This is a genomic window from Pseudomonas solani (assembly GCF_026072635.1).
GTDB lineage: Bacteria > Pseudomonadota > Gammaproteobacteria > Pseudomonadales > Pseudomonadaceae > Metapseudomonas > Metapseudomonas solani.
Genome location: NZ_AP023081.1, coordinates 4472182 through 4492457, shown reverse-complemented (window position 1 = coordinate 4492457; position 20276 = coordinate 4472182). Strand labels below are relative to the sequence as shown.

The 20276-nt window shown below is 66.7% G+C and carries 15 protein-coding genes; 9 read left to right on the top strand and 6 right to left on the bottom strand.

The window, feature by feature from the left end:
• Nucleotides 1-102 precede the first annotated feature (102 nt).
• The 3 genes from PSm6_RS20450 to PSm6_RS20440 form a co-directional block, all read right to left on the bottom strand.
• Nucleotides 103-1122: an AraC family transcriptional regulator gene (locus PSm6_RS20450; protein WP_265168076.1), complete on the bottom strand. Its 1020-nt coding sequence runs from the start codon at nt 1120-1122 to the stop codon at nt 103-105.
• A 13-nt stretch (nt 1123-1135) separates the two neighbouring features.
• Complete coding sequence (gene aceK, locus PSm6_RS20445) at nt 1136-2866, bottom strand: bifunctional isocitrate dehydrogenase kinase/phosphatase (RefSeq protein ID WP_265168075.1); 1731 nt, start codon at nt 2864-2866, stop codon at nt 1136-1138.
• Between the two features lie 114 nt (nt 2867-2980).
• Nucleotides 2981-3895, bottom strand: coding sequence for a LysR family transcriptional regulator (locus PSm6_RS20440; protein WP_021221534.1), 915 nt, complete (start codon nt 3893-3895; stop codon nt 2981-2983).
• Between the two features lie 106 nt (nt 3896-4001).
• Between PSm6_RS20440 and PSm6_RS20435 the strand changes: the two genes are divergently transcribed.
• Together PSm6_RS20435 and PSm6_RS20430 are read left to right on the top strand one after the other, a co-directional pair.
• Nucleotides 4002-5744 carry an amidohydrolase gene (locus PSm6_RS20435; protein ID WP_265168074.1) on the top strand — a complete coding sequence of 581 codons (1743 nt, stop codon included), beginning with the start codon at nt 4002-4004 and terminating at the stop codon, nt 5742-5744.
• Between the two features lie 102 nt (nt 5745-5846).
• Entirely contained in the window at nt 5847-6590 is a 744-nt protein-coding gene (locus PSm6_RS20430) for a TorF family putative porin (RefSeq protein WP_265168073.1), read from the top strand.
• 698 nt (nt 6591-7288) lie between these two features.
• On the opposite strand, the gene PSm6_RS20425 is transcribed toward PSm6_RS20430, so the two are convergent.
• A complete protein-coding gene (locus tag PSm6_RS20425; RefSeq protein WP_265168072.1) occupies nt 7289-8203 on the bottom strand; it encodes a LysR family transcriptional regulator in 915 nt (304 codons plus the stop codon).
• 107 nt (nt 8204-8310) lie between these two features.
• Here PSm6_RS20425 and PSm6_RS20420 point away from each other — a divergent pair, with 107 nt between their 5' ends.
• Both PSm6_RS20420 and PSm6_RS20415 read left to right on the top strand, forming a co-directional pair.
• Entirely contained in the window at nt 8311-10053 is a 1743-nt protein-coding gene (locus PSm6_RS20420) for an amidohydrolase (RefSeq protein WP_265168071.1), read from the top strand.
• Nucleotides 10054-10471: 418 nt separating this feature from the next.
• On the top strand, nt 10472-11380 hold the full coding sequence (locus tag PSm6_RS20415; protein WP_043246519.1) for a DMT family transporter: 909 nt from the start codon (nt 10472-10474) through the stop codon (nt 11378-11380).
• 695 nt (nt 11381-12075) lie between these two features.
• Here the strand turns inward: PSm6_RS20415 and PSm6_RS20410 are convergent.
• Entirely contained in the window at nt 12076-13161 is a 1086-nt protein-coding gene (locus PSm6_RS20410; protein WP_263402220.1) for a polyamine ABC transporter substrate-binding protein, read from the bottom strand.
• Nucleotides 13162-13408: 247 nt separating this feature from the next.
• Here PSm6_RS20410 and PSm6_RS20405 point away from each other — a divergent pair, with 247 nt between their 5' ends.
• Nucleotides 13409-15073, top strand: coding sequence for an MFS transporter (locus PSm6_RS20405; RefSeq protein WP_265168070.1), 1665 nt, complete (start codon nt 13409-13411; stop codon nt 15071-15073).
• Nucleotides 15074-15298: 225 nt separating this feature from the next.
• Here the strand turns inward: PSm6_RS20405 and cysK are convergent, their stop codons facing one another.
• Complete coding sequence (gene cysK, locus PSm6_RS20400) at nt 15299-16273, bottom strand: cysteine synthase A (protein WP_021220271.1); 975 nt, start codon at nt 16271-16273, stop codon at nt 15299-15301.
• A 129-nt stretch (nt 16274-16402) separates the two neighbouring features.
• Between cysK and PSm6_RS20395 the strand changes: the two genes are divergently transcribed.
• The 4 genes from PSm6_RS20395 (at nt 16403) to PSm6_RS20380 (ending at nt 20271) form a co-directional block, all read left to right on the top strand.
• Nucleotides 16403-17482 (top strand): DUF748 domain-containing protein, encoded by a 1080-nt coding sequence (locus PSm6_RS20395; protein WP_265168069.1) that lies wholly within the window; start codon nt 16403-16405, stop codon nt 17480-17482.
• A gap of 285 nt (nt 17483-17767) precedes the next feature.
• Entirely contained in the window at nt 17768-18613 is an 846-nt protein-coding gene (locus PSm6_RS20390) for an AAA family ATPase (RefSeq protein ID WP_021220273.1), read from the top strand.
• A gap of 58 nt (nt 18614-18671) precedes the next feature.
• Nucleotides 18672-19067, top strand: coding sequence for a GFA family protein (locus PSm6_RS20385; protein WP_021220274.1), 396 nt, complete (start codon nt 18672-18674; stop codon nt 19065-19067).
• Nucleotides 19068-19092: 25 nt separating this feature from the next.
• Complete coding sequence (locus PSm6_RS20380) at nt 19093-20271, top strand: vWA domain-containing protein (RefSeq protein WP_263402225.1); 1179 nt, start codon at nt 19093-19095, stop codon at nt 20269-20271.
• The last annotated feature ends 5 nt before the right edge of the window (nt 20272-20276 follow it).

The following is a 20276-nucleotide window of genomic DNA, read 5'->3' as shown; positions in this document are numbered from 1 at the left end:
GCCCACTCTACATACTGGTGGATTCAGCGCGATTGGGGGCTCCGCTTGGTGGATGGGAGAAGCGCCATCCACCCTACACCCCCGGGTGGTCTGTGCCGGGGCTCAGCCGCGGAACTGGCTGGGGGGTTGGCCGCTCCAGCGCTGGAAGGCATGGCGCAGGCTGGCGGTTTCGCTGAAGCCGAGTTCTTCGGCGATGCGGTAGATGGGCAGCTCGCCCTGCTGCAGCAGTTCCTTGGCGCGGGCGAAGCGCAGGTCGTCGAGCAGTTGCTGGTAGCTGGTCTGCTGCTGGGCCAGGTGGCGGCGCAGGCTGCGGGCGGAGCAGTTCATGGCGCGGGCCAGCTCCTCCAGCCCCGGCGGCGCAGCCAGGCGCTGGGCGAGCAGGTCGCGCACGCGCTCCAGCCAGGCGCGGCGGGTGGCGAATTCGGCATTCTGCCGGCGGCACTGTTCGAGCATTTCCCGGTGGGTGACCGGGTCGGCCAGGGGCAGCGGACGTTCCAGCCATTCACGGGGGAAGCCGAAGCCGCTGCGCGCGCGGCCGAAGCGCGGGGCGCGGTCGAAGGCCTGGCGGTAGAGCGGCGCGGCGCCGGGTGGCTCAGGGTAGTCCAGCTCCAGCGCGGCCACCGGCAGCGGCTGGCCGAGCAGGTCGGCACAGGTCACCCGCAGCGAGCCGAGGCAGAGTTCGGTGTTGAAGGGCTTGAGCACCTCGCGTTCGCCGTAGCCGCTGGCCAGCAGCCAGGCCAGGTCGCCCTCCTCCACCAGGCGCAGGTGGAAGTAGGTGCCCAGCAGCACCGGGTAGCCCAGGCCGATACGCAGGGCCTCGCCCAGGGTGGGCGCCGAGAGCAGCGCGTAGCCCAGCAGGCCGTAGGCGGAGATGCGCGTGCGCTGGCCCAGTTCCAGCCCCAGCGCCGGGGTGTCGGCGAGGCGCAGGGCGTTGGCGAACACCTGCTGCTCCTGCCCGGGGTTGATCAGCCGTTGCAGGGCGCGCAGGTCGTCCTCGGTGATGCCGCTGCCTTCCAGCAGGCTGGCGGCGTCGATGCCGCGCTCACCGAGGCAGGCCACGGTGAGCGTCGACATGTGCAGCGAGTTGAGCCAGGTGGCCCGGGAGAACAGCGGGTCGCCCATGGCCTTCAGGCCATCACTGGATGGCGTCCGGGCGTTCCTTGCGCCGGTAGGGGAAGACGTCGATCACCTTGCCGGCGCGGATGGCGTCCTGGAGGCTCTTCCAGTAGTCGGCGTCATAGAGGTCGCCGTGCAGCTGGTTGAACAGCTTGCGCTGGCCGAGATCGGCGAACAGGAAGCGCGGGAACTCCTCGGGGAACACGTCGTGCGGGGCCACCGAGTACCAGGGCTCGGAGGACATCTCGTCCTCGGGGTAGCGCGGCGGCGGGATGAAGCGGAAGTTGACCTCGGTGAGGTAGCTGATCTCGTCGTAGTCGTAGAACACCACGCGGCCGTGGCGGGTGACGCCGAAGTTCTTCAGCAGCATGTCGCCGGGGAAGATGTTGGCGGCGGCCAGTTGCTTGATGGCCAGGCCGTAGTCGTCCAGCGCCTCGCGCACCTGGGGTTCGCTGGCACTTTCCAGGTAGATGTTCAGCGGGGTCATGCGGCGCTCGGTCCAGCAGTGGCGGATGAGCACGGTGTCGCCTTCCAGCTCGACGGTGGAGGGTGCCACCTCCAGCAGCTCGGCCAGGCATTCGGGCTCGAACTTGGCCTTGGGGAAGCGGAAGTCGGCGAACTCCTGGGTATCGGCCATGCGCCCGACGCGGTCGACGCTCTTCACCAGGCGGTACTTCTCGATCACGGTGTTGCGGTCGACGTTCTTCGACGGCGAGAAGCGGTCCTTGATGATCTTGAACACGGTGTTGAAGCCCGGCAGCGTGAACACGCTCATGACCATGCCGCGCACGCCCGGCGCCATGATGAAGCGGTCGTCGGTGTTGGCCAGGTGGTTGATCAGGGCGCGGTAGAACTCCGACTTGCCGTGCTTGTAGAAGCCGATGGAGGTGTACAGCTCGGCGATGTGCTTGCCCGGCAGGATGCGCTTGAGGAAGCTGACGAACTCCGCCGGCACCGGCACGTCCACCATGAAGTAGGAACGGGTGAAGGAGAAGATGATCGAGACGTCGGCTTCGTCGGTGATCAGCGCGTCCACCTGGATGCCCTTGCCCTCACGGTGCAGCAGCGGGATGACCAGCGGCCACTGCTCGTCGCGGGTATAGATGCGGCCCACCAGGTAGGCGCCCTTGTTGCGGTAGAGGGTGGAGGAGAACAGCTCGACGCACAGCTCCGGGTCCTTGATCACCCAGTCCGGCAGGCTGTCGCGCAGCTGGGCGACCAGGCGTTCGAGGTCACGGTCCAGGTCGTCGAAGGGCACGGCGAAGCGGTAGTCGTCGAGGACCTGCAGCAGCGCCGCCTTGAGGTCGCCGCGCGGGTGGTAGCTGCGGGTCTGCGGGGCACGCTCATGGGCGCGCAGGGACGGCCGCGTGGTGTGGATGAACATGCAGCCGTCGCTGATCTGGTCATGGCTGAACAGGCCGCAGAAGATCGAGTTGAACCAGGTTTCCGAGAGTTCGTCGTCGAAGCGCAGGTCGATCAGCTTGATGTAGGCGCTCTTGACCAGCGGCCAGAGCTGCACGTCCAGCAGCACCTCTTCATCGAAAGCGCTGCGCAGGCGCTCGCTGACTTCGCTGACCTTTTCTTCGTAGAGGGCGATCCGCGCGGCGGCCGCCTGCTGGATCTCCTGCCATTGCGCCTGCTCGAAGCGGGCACGGGCGCCGTCGGTGATCTGACGGAAATGTTCACGGTAGTCGTCGAAACCATCGAGGATCAGTCGCGCGATATCTGCGGCCGGCCATTGCTGCGCCATGGGGAACACTCAGCTGGGAATTCGGAAGACGGAGCTTAGCCACAGCCCGCGCCGAAAAAAAGCTCCCGCTGCATCGGCCCCGGCCGGACCGCTTGCGACCGGCCGGTCACAGGCTCAGGCCAGGCCCCGTGCAGCGAGGAACGTCGCCAGGTAATCGATGAACGCCAGCACCTTGCCGGTGGCCCGGCGATGGCTGGGGTAGACGGCGAGGATCTGGTCACCGAAGGCGTCCGGGTCGATCTCGTGGTCGGGCAGCAGGCGCACCAGGCGGCCGTCGGCGATGTAGGGGGCCGCGCTCCACAACGGGGTGTGCAGCACGCCAACACCGGCCAGGGCATTGGCCAGCAGCAGGTCGTAGTTGTCGCTCTCCAGGCGCGGCGCAGCAGGCTGGGCCAGGCGCGTGCGCTGGCCGTCGCACTCCACCCACCAGTACTGCCGGCTCAGCGCCGGGTGGCGGTAGGCCAGCCAGTCATGGCGCTCGAGGTCATCGAGCGTCGGCACGCCCTTGCGCGCCAGGTAGGCGGGGCTGGCGCAGAGGGCCAGGCGGTTGCGCCCGACGACCCGGGCGATGAGCCCCGGCAGGTCGCTCTGCCCTTCGCGCAGGGCCAGGTCGTAACCGGCCTCCACCAGGTCGACGAAGGCGTCGCAGAGGTCCACCCGCAGGCTGATCTGCGGGTAGGCGGCGAGGAAGCCGGCGCAGACGTCATCGAGAAAGGCGCGGCTGAAGGCCAGGGGCGCGGTCATCCGCAGGCTGCCCTGCAAGCCGTGCTGCAGCTGGCCGATTTCTTCGCCGACGTCGTGCAGGCGCTGCAGCAGCTGGCGCGCGGTGTCCAGGTAGAGGCGCCCCGCTTCGGTGAGGACGATGCGCCGGGTGCTGCGCTCGAACAGGCGCGCGCCCAGCTCGGCCTCCAGGTGGCTGACGGCCTTGGTCAGGGCCGAGGGAGTCTTGCCCAGTTGCTCGGCGGCACGGCTGAAGCTGCCCTGTTCGGCGGTGGCGACGAACATGGCGATGGCACCGAGCTTGTCCATGGTTTTTCCATTCAGGCAAAAGGGTTTTGCACGCTGCCGGCGTTCTGCCAGCCCCGGGGAGCCGCTAGTCTCGCTGGCAGACCGATAAAAACAAAGGGGGGAGCCCGTGAAAAACTTCGTTCCACGACTACTGGCCGCTGCGGTGGCTTTTTCCTCGATGGAAGCCATGGCCGGCGCCGATATGGTGCTGTTCAACGGCAAGGTGTTCACCGCCGACAAGGCCCGGCCCATGGTGCAGGCCATCGCCGTGGAGAACGGCAAGGTGCTGGCGGTGGGCAGCGATGCCGAGATCAAGGCCCTGGCGGACGCCTCCACCCAACGCATCGACCTGGCCGGCAAGGCGCTGATGCCGGGCCTGATCGACACCCACTCCCACGCCATCTTCGGCGGCCTGGAGATGTCCACCGCCAACATGGGCGATGAGCAGGTGAGCCTGGAGGAACTGGAAAAACGCCTGCGCGGCTGGCGCGACGACGGCACCGCGCGCCACGGCGACACCCTCAACGTGGCGGGCATGACCTCCGCCTACTGGGCCCAGGCCGACGCCATGGGCCAGCGTTTCGACCAAGGTGAGTGGGCTGAGGTGCCCATCGTCTTCGTCGGCAGCGACCACCACACCGCCTGGGCCAACGCCGCCATGCGCAAGCGCGCCGGCATCGATGCCAAGCTGGTCGCCGCCCTGCCAGAGGCCGAGCGCGGCACCATCGGCCTGGGCAAGGATGGCGAGCCCAACGGCTTCCTGGTGGACGCCGGCTGGGACCGCGTCGCCGCCGTGCTGCCGCCCATCGACCCGGCCCTGCTGCTGCGCGCCGGCGAGAACGCGGTGCGCACCAACAACAGCCTGGGCATCACCGCCTGGATGGACCCGGCCGCCAACGGCGCCCCCGGCGAACCGCTGTTCGCCCTGAAGCCCACGGAGAAGTCCGTCGGCGTGCTGCCGGTGTACAAGGCGCTGGCCGAGAAAGGCGAGCTGACCGCCCACGTCGCCGCGCTGCTGGTGGCCCACCCGAAGAGCCGCCCCGCCGACCTGGAAACCCTGGAGAAGGTGCGCCAGCAGTTCCAGGGCATCGACAACCTGAGCCTGCCGGGGATCAAGATCTTCGCCGACGGCGTGCTGGAGTACCCGGCGCAGAGTGCGGCGCTGATCGACCCCTACAGCAACAGCCACAAGCAGGGCGAGCTGCTGATCGACCCGGCGCACTTCGGCGAGCTGGTGAGCGCGGCGGACGCACGCGGCTGGCTGGTGCACATCCACGCCATCGGCGACCGCGCGGTGCGCGAGGCGCTCAACGGCATCGAGCAGGCACGCAAGGACCGGCAGAGCGGCGTGGTGCATTCCATCACCCACCTGCAACTGGTCAACCCCAAGGAGTTCGCGCGCTTCAAGCCGCTCAAAGTGATCGCCTCCATGCAGCTGCTGTGGGCCGCCGGTGACGACTACACGCTGGACATGGTCAAGCCCTACGTCAGTGCCTTCGCCTTCCGCTACCAGTACCCGGCCCACTCGCTGCTGCAACAGGGCGCGACCATCGCCGGCGCCAGCGACTGGCCGGTGTCCTCGCCCAACCCCTGGGCGGCCATGGCCCAGGCGGTGACCCGCGAAGGCGAGAAAGGCGTGCTCAACGCCGAGGAGCGCCTGGACCGCGAGACCATGTTCTACGCCTACACCCTCAACGCCGCCCGGACCATCGGCCAGGAGAAGAGCATCGGCTCGCTGGCCGCCGGCAAGCAGGCCGACTTCATCGTCCTCGACCGCGACGTGTTCAAGGTGGACGCCAAGGCCCTGGCCGAAACCCAGGTGCTCAAGACCTACTTCGGCGGCCGCGAGATCTACGCCCCCGCCCCATAACAACAACCGCACCACCGGTGATGCCTGGCCCCCGCTGCATGGGGGTCGGGCGGAGCCTTGCCCTTCATCTGCCCATAACAACCACAAGATCGGGAATCCACCATGAAGCGTTCCACCACCCTCCTCCTCGCCGGCCTCGCGCTAGCCCCGCTGTGCAGCCAGGCCGCGCTGCCGATCACCGACGACTTCGCCGTGCAGATCGACCTCAACCTGGCCAGCGACTACCGCACCCGCGGCATCTCCCAGACCCAGGGCGACCCCGCCGCCCAGGCCGGCGCCACGCTGCTGCACTCCAGCGGCCTGTACGCGGGGGCCTGGACCTCCAACGTCGACTTCGGCTTCGGCCTCAAGACCCGCCAGGAAGTGGACTACTACGCCGGCTGGTACTGGCAGGCCACGGACGATGTGAGCCTGGACCTGGGCGTGATCAAGTACGCCTACCCGAAGGAGAGCCAGTTCAACCAGAGCGAGGTGTACGCCATCCTCAGCGCCTACGGTTTCAAGGCCGCCGCCTATTACTCGGACGACGCGCCGAACATCATCGGCGAGGACCAGGACACCCTCTACACCTGGGTCGGCTACGAGACCCAGCTGCCCCTGGAGGTGGGCCTGGAGTTGCGCTACGGGCGCATGGACTTCAAGGACCCGCTGTTCTGGTCGCGCAGCGGCACCGGCAGCGAGTCGTACCGCGAGTGGGAAGCCAAGCTGACCCGCGACTTCCTCGGCGTCACCTGGGGCCTCGCCTACGTCGACACCGACCTCTCGGAAAGCCAGTGCGCCAGCAACTACGGCTTCACCGACACCTGCAGCGCGACGGTGGTGGCGAGCGTCAGCAAGTCGTTCTGATGGCCCGGTGCGTTGCCCCCAGGCAACGCACACCGGTCCGCCTGTAGGGGCGAATTCATTGGCTCTGTTTGCGTTAAGTGTTGCTAGAGGATTTGAGTCCAGCTGATTGCCGAGTTCTGCTGATGTTTCTGGTTTCGCCCACCCGGGCGAGTCCCTTTTCCAATCGCTGGAACGCCAGCCCGGTGAAAAGGAACCAAAAAACTTGCCCCATCATCCGGCCCCGGCTTCGCCGGGGTTCCCTCACTCCATCGTCGCTATCGGGGGCCGGCGCGATGGGCCATCCATGGCCTGGCGCGCCTCTCGCGGCATCCATGCCGCTCGTCCCCCGGCGCAACGACTGCGTTCGGCCTCCTGGAGGGGCGTTGGCGGCTGCTCCACCTTTCTTCGTCCAGCGCATCGCCACGTGGTGCGCACGAGCTTTCGTAGGATGGTGTAGAGCGAAGCGAAACCCATGCGGTGGAGGTGGCACGAACCCTTGGGCGCCCGGAAAGGGCAGTGCTTGAGCGCTTGCATTAAAACCACAACAGCTAACGCAAATAGAGCCAATTCATTCGCCCAAGGCGCAGCGCACGACACACACCTCGTGGGAGCGAATTCATTCGCGAAATGGGCCGGCACCGTTGCGTTGGGCCTCGCTGCGCTCGGCGCCAACCTACAGGCCCGGTGCTGGATGCGCACCACCGGTCCACCACTCGCCCTCAGCCGATCCCCCGCTCCTGCATATAGCCTTCGAGCATGTCGATGAACGCCCGGACCTTGCGCGTACGCCGGCGGTGGGAGAGGTAGAGCACGTGCACCCAGGGGCCGAAGACATCGGGCTCCAGCAGGTATTCGGGCATCACCCGCACCAGTTGGCCGCTGGCCAGGTAAGGCTTGGCGCTCCAGCGCGGGAGCGGTTGCAGGCCATGGCCACGCAGCAGGCAGGCGAGCAGGAAGTCGTAGTTGTCGCTGGCCAGGTGCGCCACCGGGTGGGCCAGGCGGATGCGCTCCTCGCCCAGGCGCAGCCACCAGAAATGCCGGTTGAGCATGGGGTGCTGGAAGATCAGCCAGTCGTGCTGCTGGAAGTTCTCCAGGGTCACCCCCATGCCCTTGCGCTCCAGGTAGCCCGGGGTGCAGCACAGGTAGACGCTATTCTCGGCCAGGGGCCTGGCAATCAACCCCGGCAGCTCGGTGGGGCCGTCGCGCAGGGCCAGGTCGTAGCCGCCGTCGATGAGGTCGACGAAGGCGTCGTTGAGGTCCACCTCCAGGCGCACCTGGGGATGGGCGTCCATGTAGCGGCAGCAAACCTCATTGAGAAAGGCCGGGCCGAAGGACGGCGGCGCGGTGAGGCGCAGGGTGCCGCGCAATTCGTGCTGCAGCTGGTCCACTTCCTCGCCGGCCAGTTGCAGTTGCATCAGTGCCTGGCGCGCACCTTCCAGGTAGATGTGCCCGGCTTCGGTCAGCGCCATGCGCCGGGTGGTGCGCTCGAACAGGCGCACCCCCAGCTCGGCTTCCAGGTGGCCCACCGCCTTGGTCAGCGCCGAGGGCGTCTTGCCCAGTTGCTCGGCCGCGCGGCTGAAGCTGCCGTGCTCGGCGGTGGCGATAAACATCGAGAGGGCACTGAGCTTGTCCATCGACCTGTTCCGATCCGGCATAGAAGTTGTGCGCGAACATAGCATTCTGCCGCCGCCCCGGCTTGGTTAGGCTCAGCGCCATACCAACAAAAACCGGAGCCCAGCCGATGAAGCGCCTCGCCCCCACCCTCCTCGCCACCGCCCTGATCTGTGCCTCCATGGAAAGCATGGCGGCGGTGGACCTGATCCTGCACAACGCCAAGGTCTACACCGCCGAGCCCGGCCAGCCCCTGCAGCAGGCCGTGGCCGTGGAGGACGGCAAGATCCGCGCGGTGGGCAGCGACGCCGACATGCTGCGGCTCAAGGAAGCCGACACCCGCGTGGTCGACCTGGGCGGCAAGGTGCTGATGCCCGGCTTCGTCGACTCCCACTCCCATGCGGTCATGGGGGGCCTGGAGCTGGCGTCGGCCACCGTCGACACCCAGCTCCTGCCCATGGACGAGCTGGAGCGGCGCCTGCGCCAGTGGCGCGACGACGGCAAGGCGCGCCAGGGCGACATCCTCAGCGTCGGCGGCCTGCCCTCGGCCTACTGGAGCCAGGTGGCGGAGTTCGAGCGGCGCTTCAACCAGGGCGAATGGAAGGACGTGCCCATCGCCTTCATCGGCTGGGACCAGCACACCGGCTGGGTCAACCAGGCCATGCTGAAACGCGCCGGCATCGACGCCAACACCGTGAAAGCCCTCAAGGGCGAGCAGCTGGCCACCGTTGGCCACCACGAAGACCAGCGCCCCAACGGCTTCCTCGCCGACGCCGGCCTCGACCCGGTGCTGGCGCAATACCCGACGGCAACCCCCGAGCAATTGCTGGAGGCCGGCCGCGCGGCCCTGCGCTACAACCTCAGCCTGGGCATCACCGCCTGGATGGACCCGGCGGCCAACGCCGCCCCCGGCGAGCCGCTGTTCGACTTCAAGCCCACCGCCCAGACCCTGGGCATCCTGCCGGTTTACAAGGCCATGGCCGAGAAGGGCGAACTGACCGCCCACGTCGCCGCGCTGCTGGTGGCCCATCCGAAGAGCCGCCCCGCCGACCTGGACACCCTCGACCAGGTGCGCCGGCAGTTCCAGGGCGTGCCCAACCTGAGCCTGCCGGGCATCAAGATCTTCGCCGACGGCGTGCCCGAGTACCCGGCGCAGACCGCCGCCCTGCTGGAGCCCTACAAGAACTCCAAGAAGTACGGCGAGCTGCTGATCGACCCGGCGCATTTCGGCGAGCTGGTCAGCGCGGCGGACGCCCGTGGCTGGCTGGTGCATGTGCACGCCATTGGCGACCGCGCGGTGCGCGAATCCCTCAACGGCATCGAGCAGGCGCGCAAGGACCGGCACAGTGGCATCCCCCACTCCATCACCCACCTGCAGATGGTCAACCCCAAGGAGTTCGCCCGCTTCAAGCCGCTCGACGTGATCGCCTCCATGCAGCTCTACTGGGCCAGCGCCGACGACGCCACCCTGGACCTGGTGCAGCCCTACATCAGCGCCATGGCCTTCCAGTACCAGTATCCGGCCCGCTCGCTGCTGAAGAACGGCGCCACCATCGCCGGCGCCAGCGACTGGCCGGTGACCACGCCGCAACCCTGGAAGGCGATCTACCAGGCCGTCAGCCGCAAGGGGCCCAAGGGCGTGCTCAACCCGAGCGAGGAAATCGACCGGGAAACCATGTTCCAGGCCTACACCCTCAACGCGGCGCGCACCATCGGCCTGGACCGGCAGATCGGCTCGCTGGCCCCCGGCAAGCAGGCCGACCTGATCCTGCTGGACCGCGACGTGTTCCAGGTGGAGCCCGAGGCCCTGCGCGACACCCAGGTGCTGAAGACCTGGTTCGGTGGCAAGGAAGTCTTCGAAGCCGCCCTGTAACGGCCACGCCCCGGCGCCCTTGTGGGAGCGGAGTCATCCGCTATGCCCCGCCCCGCAACGCCGGATTTCACCCGACCTACAACCTGAGGACTCGACAGGATGAACGCGTGCCGTAGGGTGTGCCGTGTGCACCGCCGCTCGGTGCTTCCGGCAAGCTCCCGGTGCGCGCAGCACACCCTACGTCCGGAGTGAGCGACGGCTGCATGCTCCAAGGTCTGGTTGCGCTCCCTTCCAGGGCACCAAAAGCAAAGCCACGTTCTACAAACATGGATGTTTACCCGCCCAACGAACCACCCGCCCCGCACAACGCCCAGCCCAGACGCCTTGCCAAACTGTGCCGCCGATTTGATCGCAAGTTGTCGATTGCACCGCTACCGGGGCGGCGTAAGCTGTGCCGCTCCTGCCTCGGAGCCACTCAATGAAACCCGCCGATCTCGTCCGCCTGCTGAGCCTCGCCGCCATCTGGGGCGCCAGCTTCCTGTTCATGCGCGTGCTGGTGCCGGTGATCGGCGCGCTTCCGACGGCGTTCTTTCGCGTGGCCATTTCGGCCATCGGCCTGGTGGCGATCCTGGCGCTGCTGCGGGTGACCTGGGACTTCCGCGGCAAGCTGGGCAAGATCCTGCTGATTGGCGTGGTCAGCTCGGGCATTCCCGCCGCCATGTACGCGCTCGCCGCCGAGGTGCTGCCGGCGGGCTACTCGGCCATCTTCAACGCCACCACGCCATTGATGGGCGTGCTGATCGGCGGGTTGTTCTTCGGCGAGAAGCTGACCCTGCCCAAGGCCGCCGGCGTGCTGCTGGGCCTGGCCGGCGTGGCGGTGCTGACCGGCGCCGGCCCGGTGGCCTTCGACGCCGACCTGCTGCGCGGTGCCCTGGCCTGCCTGATGGCGACCACCTGCTACGGCTTCGCCGGCTTCTTCACCAAGCGCTGGATCAACGATGCCGGTGGCCTGGACAGTGGCCTCTCGGCCTTCGGTGCCCAGGCCGGTGCGACGCTGTGCCTGCTGCCGATCTTCCTCGCCAGCAGCCACGCCATGCCCCTGGCGCCCCTGGCCGAGCCGGGCATCTGGCTGGCGCTGGCCGGGCTGGGACTGCTGTGCACCTCGTTCGCCTACGTCATCTACTTCCGCCTGATCGCCAACGTCGGCCCGGTGAAGACCATGACGGTGACCTTCCTCATCCCGCTGTTCGGGGTGTTCTGGGGGGCGCTGCTGCTGGACGAGTCGCTGTCCTGGGCGCACCTGCAGGGCGGCGTGCTGATCGCCCTGGCGCTGTGGCTGGTGCTGCGCCCGGCGGTGGCGGCGGTGAAGGTGGAACAGGCCTCGTAGGTGGGTGCGGGTTGGAGCGTCGCCGGGCGAATGAATTGGCCATGTCTACGTTAGCTGTTGTGGTTTTAAAGCAGGCTCTCAGGCACGTTGCGTTCCGGGCGCCCAAGAGCCTCTGCCACCTCCACTGCCTCCTCCACCGCATGGGTTTCGCTCCGCTCTACCCATCCTACGAAAGTCCGTGCGCACCACGTGGTGATGCGCTGGGCGAATAAAGTTGGAGCAGCCGCCAACGCCCCTTCCCAAGAGGCCGAGCGAATCTTCGTGGAAGGGGTTGAGCGACATGGATGTCGCGAGAGCCGCGATGGGCCAGGGATGGCCCTTCGCGGCGTGCCCCTGGAACGGCGATGGAGCGAGGGAAGTCTGGCGAAGCCAGACCCGTATGGAGGGGCAAGTTTTTTGGTTCCTTTTCACCGGGCTGGCGTTCCAGCGATTGGAAAAGGGACTCGCCCGGGTGGGCGAAACGAAAAGCCTCAACAAAGCTCGGCAATCAGCTGGGCTCAGATCCTCGAGCAACACTTAGCCAATCAATTCGCCCCTACGCGGGTTGCATCCGCCCTACGCGTTGCCACCCCTGTAGGTCGGGTGAAACCCGACGCTGCGGTGTTGACTGATCGCGGATGAATCCGCTCCCACAAGAACAATGCCCACAAGAAAAACGCCCCGGATGGCCGGGGCGTTTTCGTTTCAGCGTTGGATCATTTGCCGGTCTTGACGGTGTTCCAGGTGCGGGTGCGCACGCGGTCGATCTTCTGCGGCATGGATTCCAGGGCGAACAGCTTGGCCATGACGTCGGCCGGCGGGTAGATCGCCGGGTCGGCCTTGATGTCGGCTTCCACCAGCGGTTCGGCGGCGTTGTTGCCGTTGGCGTAGTGCACGTAGTTGCTCACGCCAGCGATCACCTCGGGGCGCAGCAGGTAGTTCATGAAGGCGTAGCCGGCCTTCTCGTCGGGGGCGTCCACCGGCATGGCGACCATGTCGAACCACATCGGCGAGCCTTCCTTGGGCGTGGAGTACTTGATCTCGACGCCGTTGCCGGCCTCCTTGGCGCGGGTGGCGGCCTGGAGGATGTCGCCGGAGAAGCCGACCGCCACGCAGATTTCGCCGTTGGCCAGGTCACCCACGTATTTGGACGAGTGGAAGTAGCGCACGTAGGGGCGGACCTTGAGCAACGCGGCCTCGGCGGTCTTGTAGTCTTCCGGCTTCTTGGTGTGGTGCGGCAGGCCCAGGTAGTTGAGGGTGATGGGCAGCAGCTCGGGACCGTTGTCGAGGATGGCGACGCCGCACTTGGCGAGCTTCTCCATGTTCTCGGGCTTGAAGATCAGGTCCCAGGAATCCAGCGGGGCGTTGTCGCCGAGCACTTCCTTGACCTTGGCCGGGTTGTAGCCGATGCCGGTGCTGCCCCAGAGGTAGGGGAAGCCATGCTCGTTGCCCGGGTCGTTGACCTCCAGGGCCTTGAGCAGCGCCGGGTTGAGGTTCTTCCAGTTGGGCAGCTGGCTCTTGTCGAGCTTCTTCAGCGCCCCGGCCTCGATCTGCTTGGCCATGTAGTGGTTGGACGGGACGACGATGTCGTAGCCGGATTTGCCGGTCATCAGCTTGCCGTCGAGGGTTTCGTTGCTGTCGTAGACGTCGTAGGTCGCCTGGATCCCGGTCTCCTTGCTGAACGTGGCGACGGTGTCCGGCGCGATGTAGTCGGTCCAGTTGTAGATCTTCACCGTTTCGGCGGCCTGTGCGGCACCGGACACGGCGAGGGTCAGGAGCAGAGGCGCGAAGGAACTTCTCATTGTCTTTGTTTCCTGGCTGCGGATTGGAGTCGGGGCTCGGCAAGCGTAGTCGATACTGCCGTTGCGCCAGCTTTACCCCGGTGGCCAGGCGAGACAATTGCACAAAAGTCCCAGCGGACCCGCGAGGAAGAATGCAACTGGCGAAAACCGCCGATCCGGCCTTTGTCCGCCGGGACGCTGACTACACTTGCGCGGTAACCAGGGACCGGCGCCCATGGCCCGGTCCGGCCTCGCAAGGAAACACCCCATGCTCCAGTCCGTATCGCCGAAGAACGACCTGCCGCGCACACCCGAATCCGAGGAAGCCCCCAAGAGCGGCCTGTTCAGCCCCTTCACCATCACCGCGTTCCGCATCATCTGGATCGCCAACCTGTTCGCCAACCTGGGTACCTGGGCGCAATCGGTGGCCGCCGCCTGGGTGGTGACCGAGGCCCACGCCAGCCCGCCGACGGTGGCGATGATCCAGGTCGCCGCCGCGCTGCCGCTGGTACTGCTGTCGATCATGTCCGGCGTGCTGGCCGACAACCACGACCGGCGCAAGATCATGATGGCGGGCCTGGCCTTCGAGATGAGCGGGGCGACCTTCCTCACCGCCATGGCCTTCTTCGGCTACCTGGACCCGCTGCTGCTGATCGTCTCCATCCTGTGGATCTCCATCGGGGGCTCCATCACCATCCCGGCCTGGCAGGCGGCGGTGAACGAGCAGGTGCCGGCGAAGATGGTGGGCGACGCGGTGCTGCTCAACAGCGTCAACTACAACGTCGCCCGTGCTGCCGGCCCGGCCATCGGCGGGCTGATGCTCAGCGCGGTGGGGCCGGCCTGGGTCTTCCTGTTCAACTGCCTGTGCTACCTGGGGCTGATCTGGGCCATCTGGCGCTGGCGCCGCGTGCTGCCGGTGCGCACCCTGCCGCCGGAGCGGCTGATGGAGGGCGTGGTCGCCGCCCTGCGCTTCACCCAGTACTCCAGCGTCACCCGCCTGGTGATGCTGCGCTCCTTCTCCTTCGGTATCTCGGCCAGCGCCGTGTGGGCCTTGCTGCCACTGCTGGCGCACCGCAACCCGGACGGCGACGCGGCGGTGTACGGCTACATGCTCGGCGCCCTGGGCGTGGGGGCCATCCTCGGCAGCCTGGGGGTGAACCTGGCGCGACGGCGCATCGGCACCAGCCGCCTGATCAGCTTCGGCGGCCTGCTGCTGGGCCTGGTGCTACTGGCGCTGGGCTCGCTGGACAGCCTGTGGGTGATCTTCCCGGCGCTGATCCTGGGCGGCGGTTGCTGGATCGCCGCGGTGGCCAGCTACAACTCGGCGGTGCAGATACTGGTGCCGGACTGGGTCAAGGCGCGCGCCCTGGCGCTGTACCAGACGGCACTCTACGGCGGCCTGGCGCTGGGCTCGTTCCTCTGGGGCCACCTGGCGGAAACCATGGGGGTGAAGGGCGCGCTGTTCGCCGCTGGCTGCCTGATGATCGCCTGCGCCTTCCTGCTCTATCAGTCACGCCTGCCGGAACTGGACGCCACCAGCATCGCCCACGCGGTGACCACCCTGCCCGGCCAGCCGACCTTCGTCTTCAACCCCGGCCGCGGCTCGGTGCTGGTGACCATCGAATACCGCATCCCGGTGGAGCGCACCCGCGACTTCGTCCGCGCCATGCAGATTCTCCGCCGCCTGCGCCTGCGCAACGGTGCCGACCGCTGGGCGCTGTACCGCGACACCAGCGACCAGGAGAACTGGCAGGAAATCCTCCTGGTGGACAACTGGCTGCAACACCTGCGCATGCTCGACCGGCTGACCATCGCCGACAAGGCGATCATCGACAACGTGACCATGCTCCACGAAGGCGAGGAGCCGCCACGGGTGAGGCACGGGGTCAGTTATGAGTCGGGGAGTTATGAAACCAAGGCAGCCAAGAGCTAGAAGCTGGAAGGGAGACGCGCCTTGTAGGATGGCGTAGAGCGAAGCGAAACCCATGCTGCCAGCGACCGCCTCGCGCTCCCGGGCGAATGAATTCGCCCCTACGCGGGTTGCACCCGCCCTGCTGGTTCGGCGTGAAACCCGGCGCATCGGTGCCGGGATTTCGCGAATGAATTCGCTCCCACGAGGGCGCATGCCCCCAGCGAGCCGGGGGCATGCCGATAGGCCTTACTGCTGCAGTTCCTGCTCGGTGAACAGGCCGTCGAAGAGCATGGTGGAGAGGTAGCGCTCGCCGGAGTCGGGGAGGATGACGACGAGGGTCTTGCCCTGCATCTCCGGCTTCTCGGCCAGGCGCACGGCGACGGCCATGGCAGCACCGCCGGAGATGCCGCAGAGGATGCCTTCCTCGCGCATCAGGCGCAGGGCCATGGTCTTGGATTCGTCGTCGGTGGTGAGTTCGACGCGGTCGACGATGGAGAGGTCGAGGTTCTTCGGCACGAAGCCGGCGCCGATGCCCTGGATCTTGTGCGGGCTGGGCTTGACCTCTTCGCCGGCCAGGGTCTGGCTGATCACCGGCGAAGTGGCCGGTTCCACGGCCACCGAGAGGATCGGCTTGTTGCACTGCTGCTTGATGTAGCGCGACACACCGGTGATGGTGCCGCCGGTGCCGACGCCGGCCACCAGCACGTCCACCGCGCCGTCGGTGTCGTTCCAGATTTCCGGGCCGGTGGTCTTTTCATGGATGGCCGGGTTGGCCGGGTTCTCGAACTGTTGCAGCAGCAGGTATTGCTCGGGGTTGCCGGCGGCGATCTCGGTGGCCTTTTCGATGGCGCCCTTCATACCCTTGGCCGGCTCGGTGAGCACCAGCTCGGCGCCCAGGGCCTTGAGCACCTTGCGGCGCTCCAGGCTCATGGAGGACGGCATGGTGAGGATCAGCTTGTAGCCACGAGCGGCCGCGACGAAGGCCAGGCCGATGCCGGTGTTGCCGGAGGTGGGCTCGACCAGGGTCATGCCCGGGCGCAGGCGGCCTTGTTCCTCGGCGTCCCAGATCATGTTCGCGCCGATACGGCACTTCACCGAATAGGCCGGGTTGCGCCCCTCGACCTTGGCGAGGATGGTCACGCCCTTGGGGCCGAGCCGGTTGATCATCACCAGCGGGGTGTTGCCGATGGCCTTGGAGTTGTCTGCGTAGATGCGGGTCATGGTCCTGTCCTTAGAGGTAGCGGGCAGATGAAAGGCGAACAGCCTATGCCCGTGTGCCGGTGCAGTCCAGCCGAACTCATTGCAGTGGGCGGCAGTCCATGAAAGAGAATCGCCCCCGGCGGATGCCCCATGAAAAGACGCTACAGCCTGCCCCTCGGGGCGCTCCTCACCCTCATCCTGCTCCTGGTGGTGGCGCACTTCGCGCTGCCCTGGCTGATACGCGACTACCTCAACGACAAGCTCGCCGACATGGGCGAGTACCGCGGCCACATCACCGATGTCGACCTGGCCTGGTGGCGCGGCGCGTACCGCATCAACGGCCTGTCCATCGTCAAGGCCGACGGCGACATCCCGGTGCCGCTGCTGGATGCACCCGGCATCGACCTGGCGGTGAGCTGGCAGTCGCTCTGGTACGAGCACGGCGTGGTGGCGCGGGTGATCTTCGAGGCGCCGGAGGTGAACTTCGTCGACGGCGGCAAGAACAAGCAGGACTCCCAGACCGGTGCCGGCACCGACTGGCGCGACCAGTTGAACAAGCTGCTGCCCATCACCCTCGACGAGGTGCGCGTGGTCAACGGCCGCATCGCCTTCCACAACTTCAGCTCCACGCCCAAGGTGGACATCGACGCCAGCGAGGTGAACGCCAGCCTCTACAACCTGACCAACGTCGCCGACGACAGCGGCGAGCGGGTGGCGCGCTTCGAGGGCCGGGCGCAGTTGCTCGGCCATGCGCCGCTGGAGGTGGAGGCGCGCTTCGACCCGTTCAAGAACTTCGAGGACTTCGAACTGCGCCTGCGTGCACGCGACGTCGACCTGCCCCGGCTCAACGACTTCTCCCGCGCCTACGGCCGCTTCGACTTCAAGGCCGGCAGCGGCGACCTGGTGATCGAGGCCCGTGCCGACAACGCCCAGCTCAGCGGCTACATCAAGCCGCTGCTGCGCAACGTCGACGTGTTCGACTGGGAGCAGGACGTGGAGAACGACGACAAGGGCTTCCTCCGCTCCCTGTGGGAGGCCCTGGTCGGCGGCAGCGAGACGCTGCTGAAGAACCAGCAGCGCGACCAGTTCGCTACCCGCGTGGAGCTCAGCGGCAACGTGCACCGCCAGGACGTGAGCGCCTTCCAGGCCTTCCTGTCGATCCTGCGCAACGCCTTCATCGAGGCCTTCACCACCCGCTTCGAACGGCCGCCGCCGGAGAAGAACGACTGACCGCCGGCGCCCATCGCGGACGAATCCGCCCCCACGAGACGTGCGCCCCTGTAGCCGAAGGTGACAGTCGCGGCCCTGGCAGGCCCGTGCTTGAGCCTTCACCCATCGCAGGTCGGGGTACGCCGCGCAAAGGGAATGGCTAGGCTGGAGGGAGAGTGACCGCCCATTCAGTGACTGAATGCCCCGTCTGCGTTCACAGTGCGCCGGGCCGCGCGTTATAGTCGGCCTTTCCGTAAATACCGAAGGCCCCGGCCGAGCCGGGCGTTACCGTTCGAGGATTCCCTGATGAAGTTCGAAGGCACCCAGTCCTACGTCGCCACCGACGACCTCAAGCTCGCGGTCAACGCCGCCATCACCCTGCAACGCCCACTGCTGGTCAAGGGCGAGCCGGGCACCGGCAAGACCATGCTCGCCGAGCAACTGGCCGAGTCCTTCGGTGCCCGCCTGATCACCTGGCACATCAAGTCCACCACCAAGGCGCACCAGGGCCTGTACGAGTACGACGCGGTGAGCCGCCTGCGTGATTCGCAGCTGAACTCCGAGAAGGTCCAGGACGTTCGCAACTACATCAAGAAAGGCAAGCTGTGGGAGGCGTTCGAGTCCGAAGAGCGCGTGATCCTGCTGATCGACGAGATCGACAAGGCCGACATCGAGTTCCCCAACGACCTGCTGCAAGAACTCGACAAGATGGAGTTCTACGTTTACGAGACCGACGAGACCATCAAGGCCAAGCAGCGCCCGATCATCATCATCACCTCCAACAACGAGAAGGAACTGCCGGACGCCTTCCTGCGCCGCTGCTTCTTCCACTACATCGCCTTCCCGGATCGCGAGACCCTGCAGAAGATCGTCGATGTGCACTACCCCAACATCAAGAAGGACCTGGTGGCCGAAGCGCTGGACGTGTTCTTCGACGTGCGCAAGGTGCCGGGCCTGAAGAAGAAGCCCTCCACCAGCGAGCTGGTCGACTGGCTGAAGCTGCTGATGGCCGACAACATCGGCGAAGCCGTACTGCGCGAGCGTGACCCCACCAAGGCCATCCCGCCCCTGGCCGGCGCCCTGGTGAAGAACGAGCAGGACGTGCAGCTGCTGGAACGCCTGGCGTTCATGAGCCGCCGCGCCAGCCGCTGAGCCCCGGTCGCCCCTCCTCTCCCGGAGGGGCGCTTCCATTCCGTAGCCAGAGGTCAGGATGCATAACGGCAGCTGCCTGTGCGGCGCGGTGAAGTACCAGATCGACGCCCCCATCGAATCCGCCACCCATTGCCATTGCAGCCAGTGCCGCAAGGGCCACGGTGCCGCGTTCGCCACCTATGGCAACGTGCGCTGGAGCGACTTCCGCTGGACCGCCGGCGAAGACTTCGTGACCCACTATCACTCCAGCCCCGGCGTCACCCGCAGCTTCTGCCGGCAGTGCGGCGCCACCCTGCAGTGGTACAGCGACAACGCCCACCCGAACTGGGTGTCGATCGCCCTGGGCACGCTGGATTCGCCCCTGGGCGAGATCCCGCAGAAACACATCTACCCCGAATCCAAGGCCGACTGGTACGCCATAGCCGACGGCCTGCCCCAGGAACCCCGTTCCTGAGGCCAACCAGCAAGAGGGCGCAGCCATGCTGCTCAACCTGTTCAACGAAATGCGCGCGGCCAAGGTGCCGGTCTCGGTCCGCGAGCTGCTGGACCTGATCAACGCGCTGAAGCACAACGTGGTGTTCGCCGACATGGACGAGTTCTACTTCCTGTCGCGCACCATCCTGGTCAAGGACGAGCGCCATTTCGACAAGTTCGACCGGGCCTTCGGCGCCTACTTCAAGGGCCTGGAAAACCTCAACCAGCACATCGAGGCGCTGATCCCCGATGAATGGCTGCGCAAGGAATTCGAGCGCATGCTGACCGACGAGGAGCGCGCGCAGATCCAGTCCCTCGGCGGCCTGGACAAGCTCATCGAAGAGTTCAAAAAGCGCCTGGAAGAGCAGAAGGAACGCCACGCCGGGGGCAACAAGTGGATCGGCACCGGCGGCACCAGCCCCTTCGGCTCCGGCGGCTTCAACCCCGAGGGCATCCGCGTCGGCGACGCCGGCAAGCGCCAGGGCAAGGCCGCCAAGGTGTGGGACCAGCGCGAGTACAAGAACCTCGACGACCAGGTGGAACTGGGCACCCGCAACATCAAGGTCGCCCTGCGCCGCCTGCGCAAGTTCGCCCGCCAGGGCGCCCAGGACGAACTCGACCTGGACGGCACCATCGACCACACCGCCCGCGACGCCGGCCTGCTCAACATCCAGATGCGCCCCGAGCGCCGCAACAGCGTGAAGCTCCTGCTGCTGCTGGATATCGGCGGCTCCATGGACGCCCACGTGAAGGTCTGCGAAGAACTCTTCTCGGCCTGCAAGACCGAGTTCAAGCACCTGGAGTACTTCTACTTCCACAACTGCATCTACGAATCGGTGTGGAAGAACAACCTGCGCCGCACCTCCGAACGCACCTCCACCCTGGACCTGCTGCACAAGTACGGCGCGGACTACAAGGTGGTGTTCGTCGGCGATGCCGCCATGGCCCCCTACGAAATCACCCAGGCCGGCGGCAGTGTCGAGCACTGGAACGAAGAACCGGGCTACGTCTGGATCAAGCGCTTCATGGAGAAGTACAAGAAGCTCATCTGGATCAACCCCTACCCCAAGGACACCTGGAACTACACCGCCTCGACCAATATCGTGCGCGAGCTGATCGAGGACCAGATGTACCCGCTGACGCTGAGCGGGCTGGAAGACGGGATGAAGTTCCTGTCGAAGTGACAAGA

Coding starts and splice junctions, on each gene's coding strand:
- PSm6_RS20450 (WP_265168076.1), bottom strand. CDS start 1,122: ATGGGCGACCCGCTGTTCTCCCGGGCCACCTGGCTCAACTCGCTGCAC.
- PSm6_RS20380 (WP_263402225.1), top strand. CDS start 19,093: ATGCTGCTCAACCTGTTCAACGAAATGCGCGCGGCCAAGGTGCCGGTC.
- PSm6_RS20415 (WP_043246519.1), top strand. CDS start 10,472: ATGAAACCCGCCGATCTCGTCCGCCTGCTGAGCCTCGCCGCCATCTGG.
- PSm6_RS20405 (WP_265168070.1), top strand. CDS start 13,409: ATGCTCCAGTCCGTATCGCCGAAGAACGACCTGCCGCGCACACCCGAA.
- PSm6_RS20390 (WP_021220273.1), top strand. CDS start 17,768: ATGAAGTTCGAAGGCACCCAGTCCTACGTCGCCACCGACGACCTCAAG.
- PSm6_RS20410 (WP_263402220.1), bottom strand. CDS start 13,161: ATGAGAAGTTCCTTCGCGCCTCTGCTCCTGACCCTCGCCGTGTCCGGT.
- PSm6_RS20430 (WP_265168073.1), top strand. CDS start 5,847: ATGAAGCGTTCCACCACCCTCCTCCTCGCCGGCCTCGCGCTAGCCCCG.
- PSm6_RS20420 (WP_265168071.1), top strand. CDS start 8,311: ATGAAGCGCCTCGCCCCCACCCTCCTCGCCACCGCCCTGATCTGTGCC.
- PSm6_RS20425 (WP_265168072.1), bottom strand. CDS start 8,203: ATGGACAAGCTCAGTGCCCTCTCGATGTTTATCGCCACCGCCGAGCAC.
- PSm6_RS20385 (WP_021220274.1), top strand. CDS start 18,672: ATGCATAACGGCAGCTGCCTGTGCGGCGCGGTGAAGTACCAGATCGAC.
- cysK (WP_021220271.1), bottom strand. CDS start 16,273: ATGACCCGCATCTACGCAGACAACTCCAAGGCCATCGGCAACACCCCG.
- aceK (WP_265168075.1), bottom strand. CDS start 2,866: ATGGCGCAGCAATGGCCGGCCGCAGATATCGCGCGACTGATCCTCGAT.
- PSm6_RS20395 (WP_265168069.1), top strand. CDS start 16,403: ATGAAAAGACGCTACAGCCTGCCCCTCGGGGCGCTCCTCACCCTCATC.
- PSm6_RS20440 (WP_021221534.1), bottom strand. CDS start 3,895: ATGGACAAGCTCGGTGCCATCGCCATGTTCGTCGCCACCGCCGAACAG.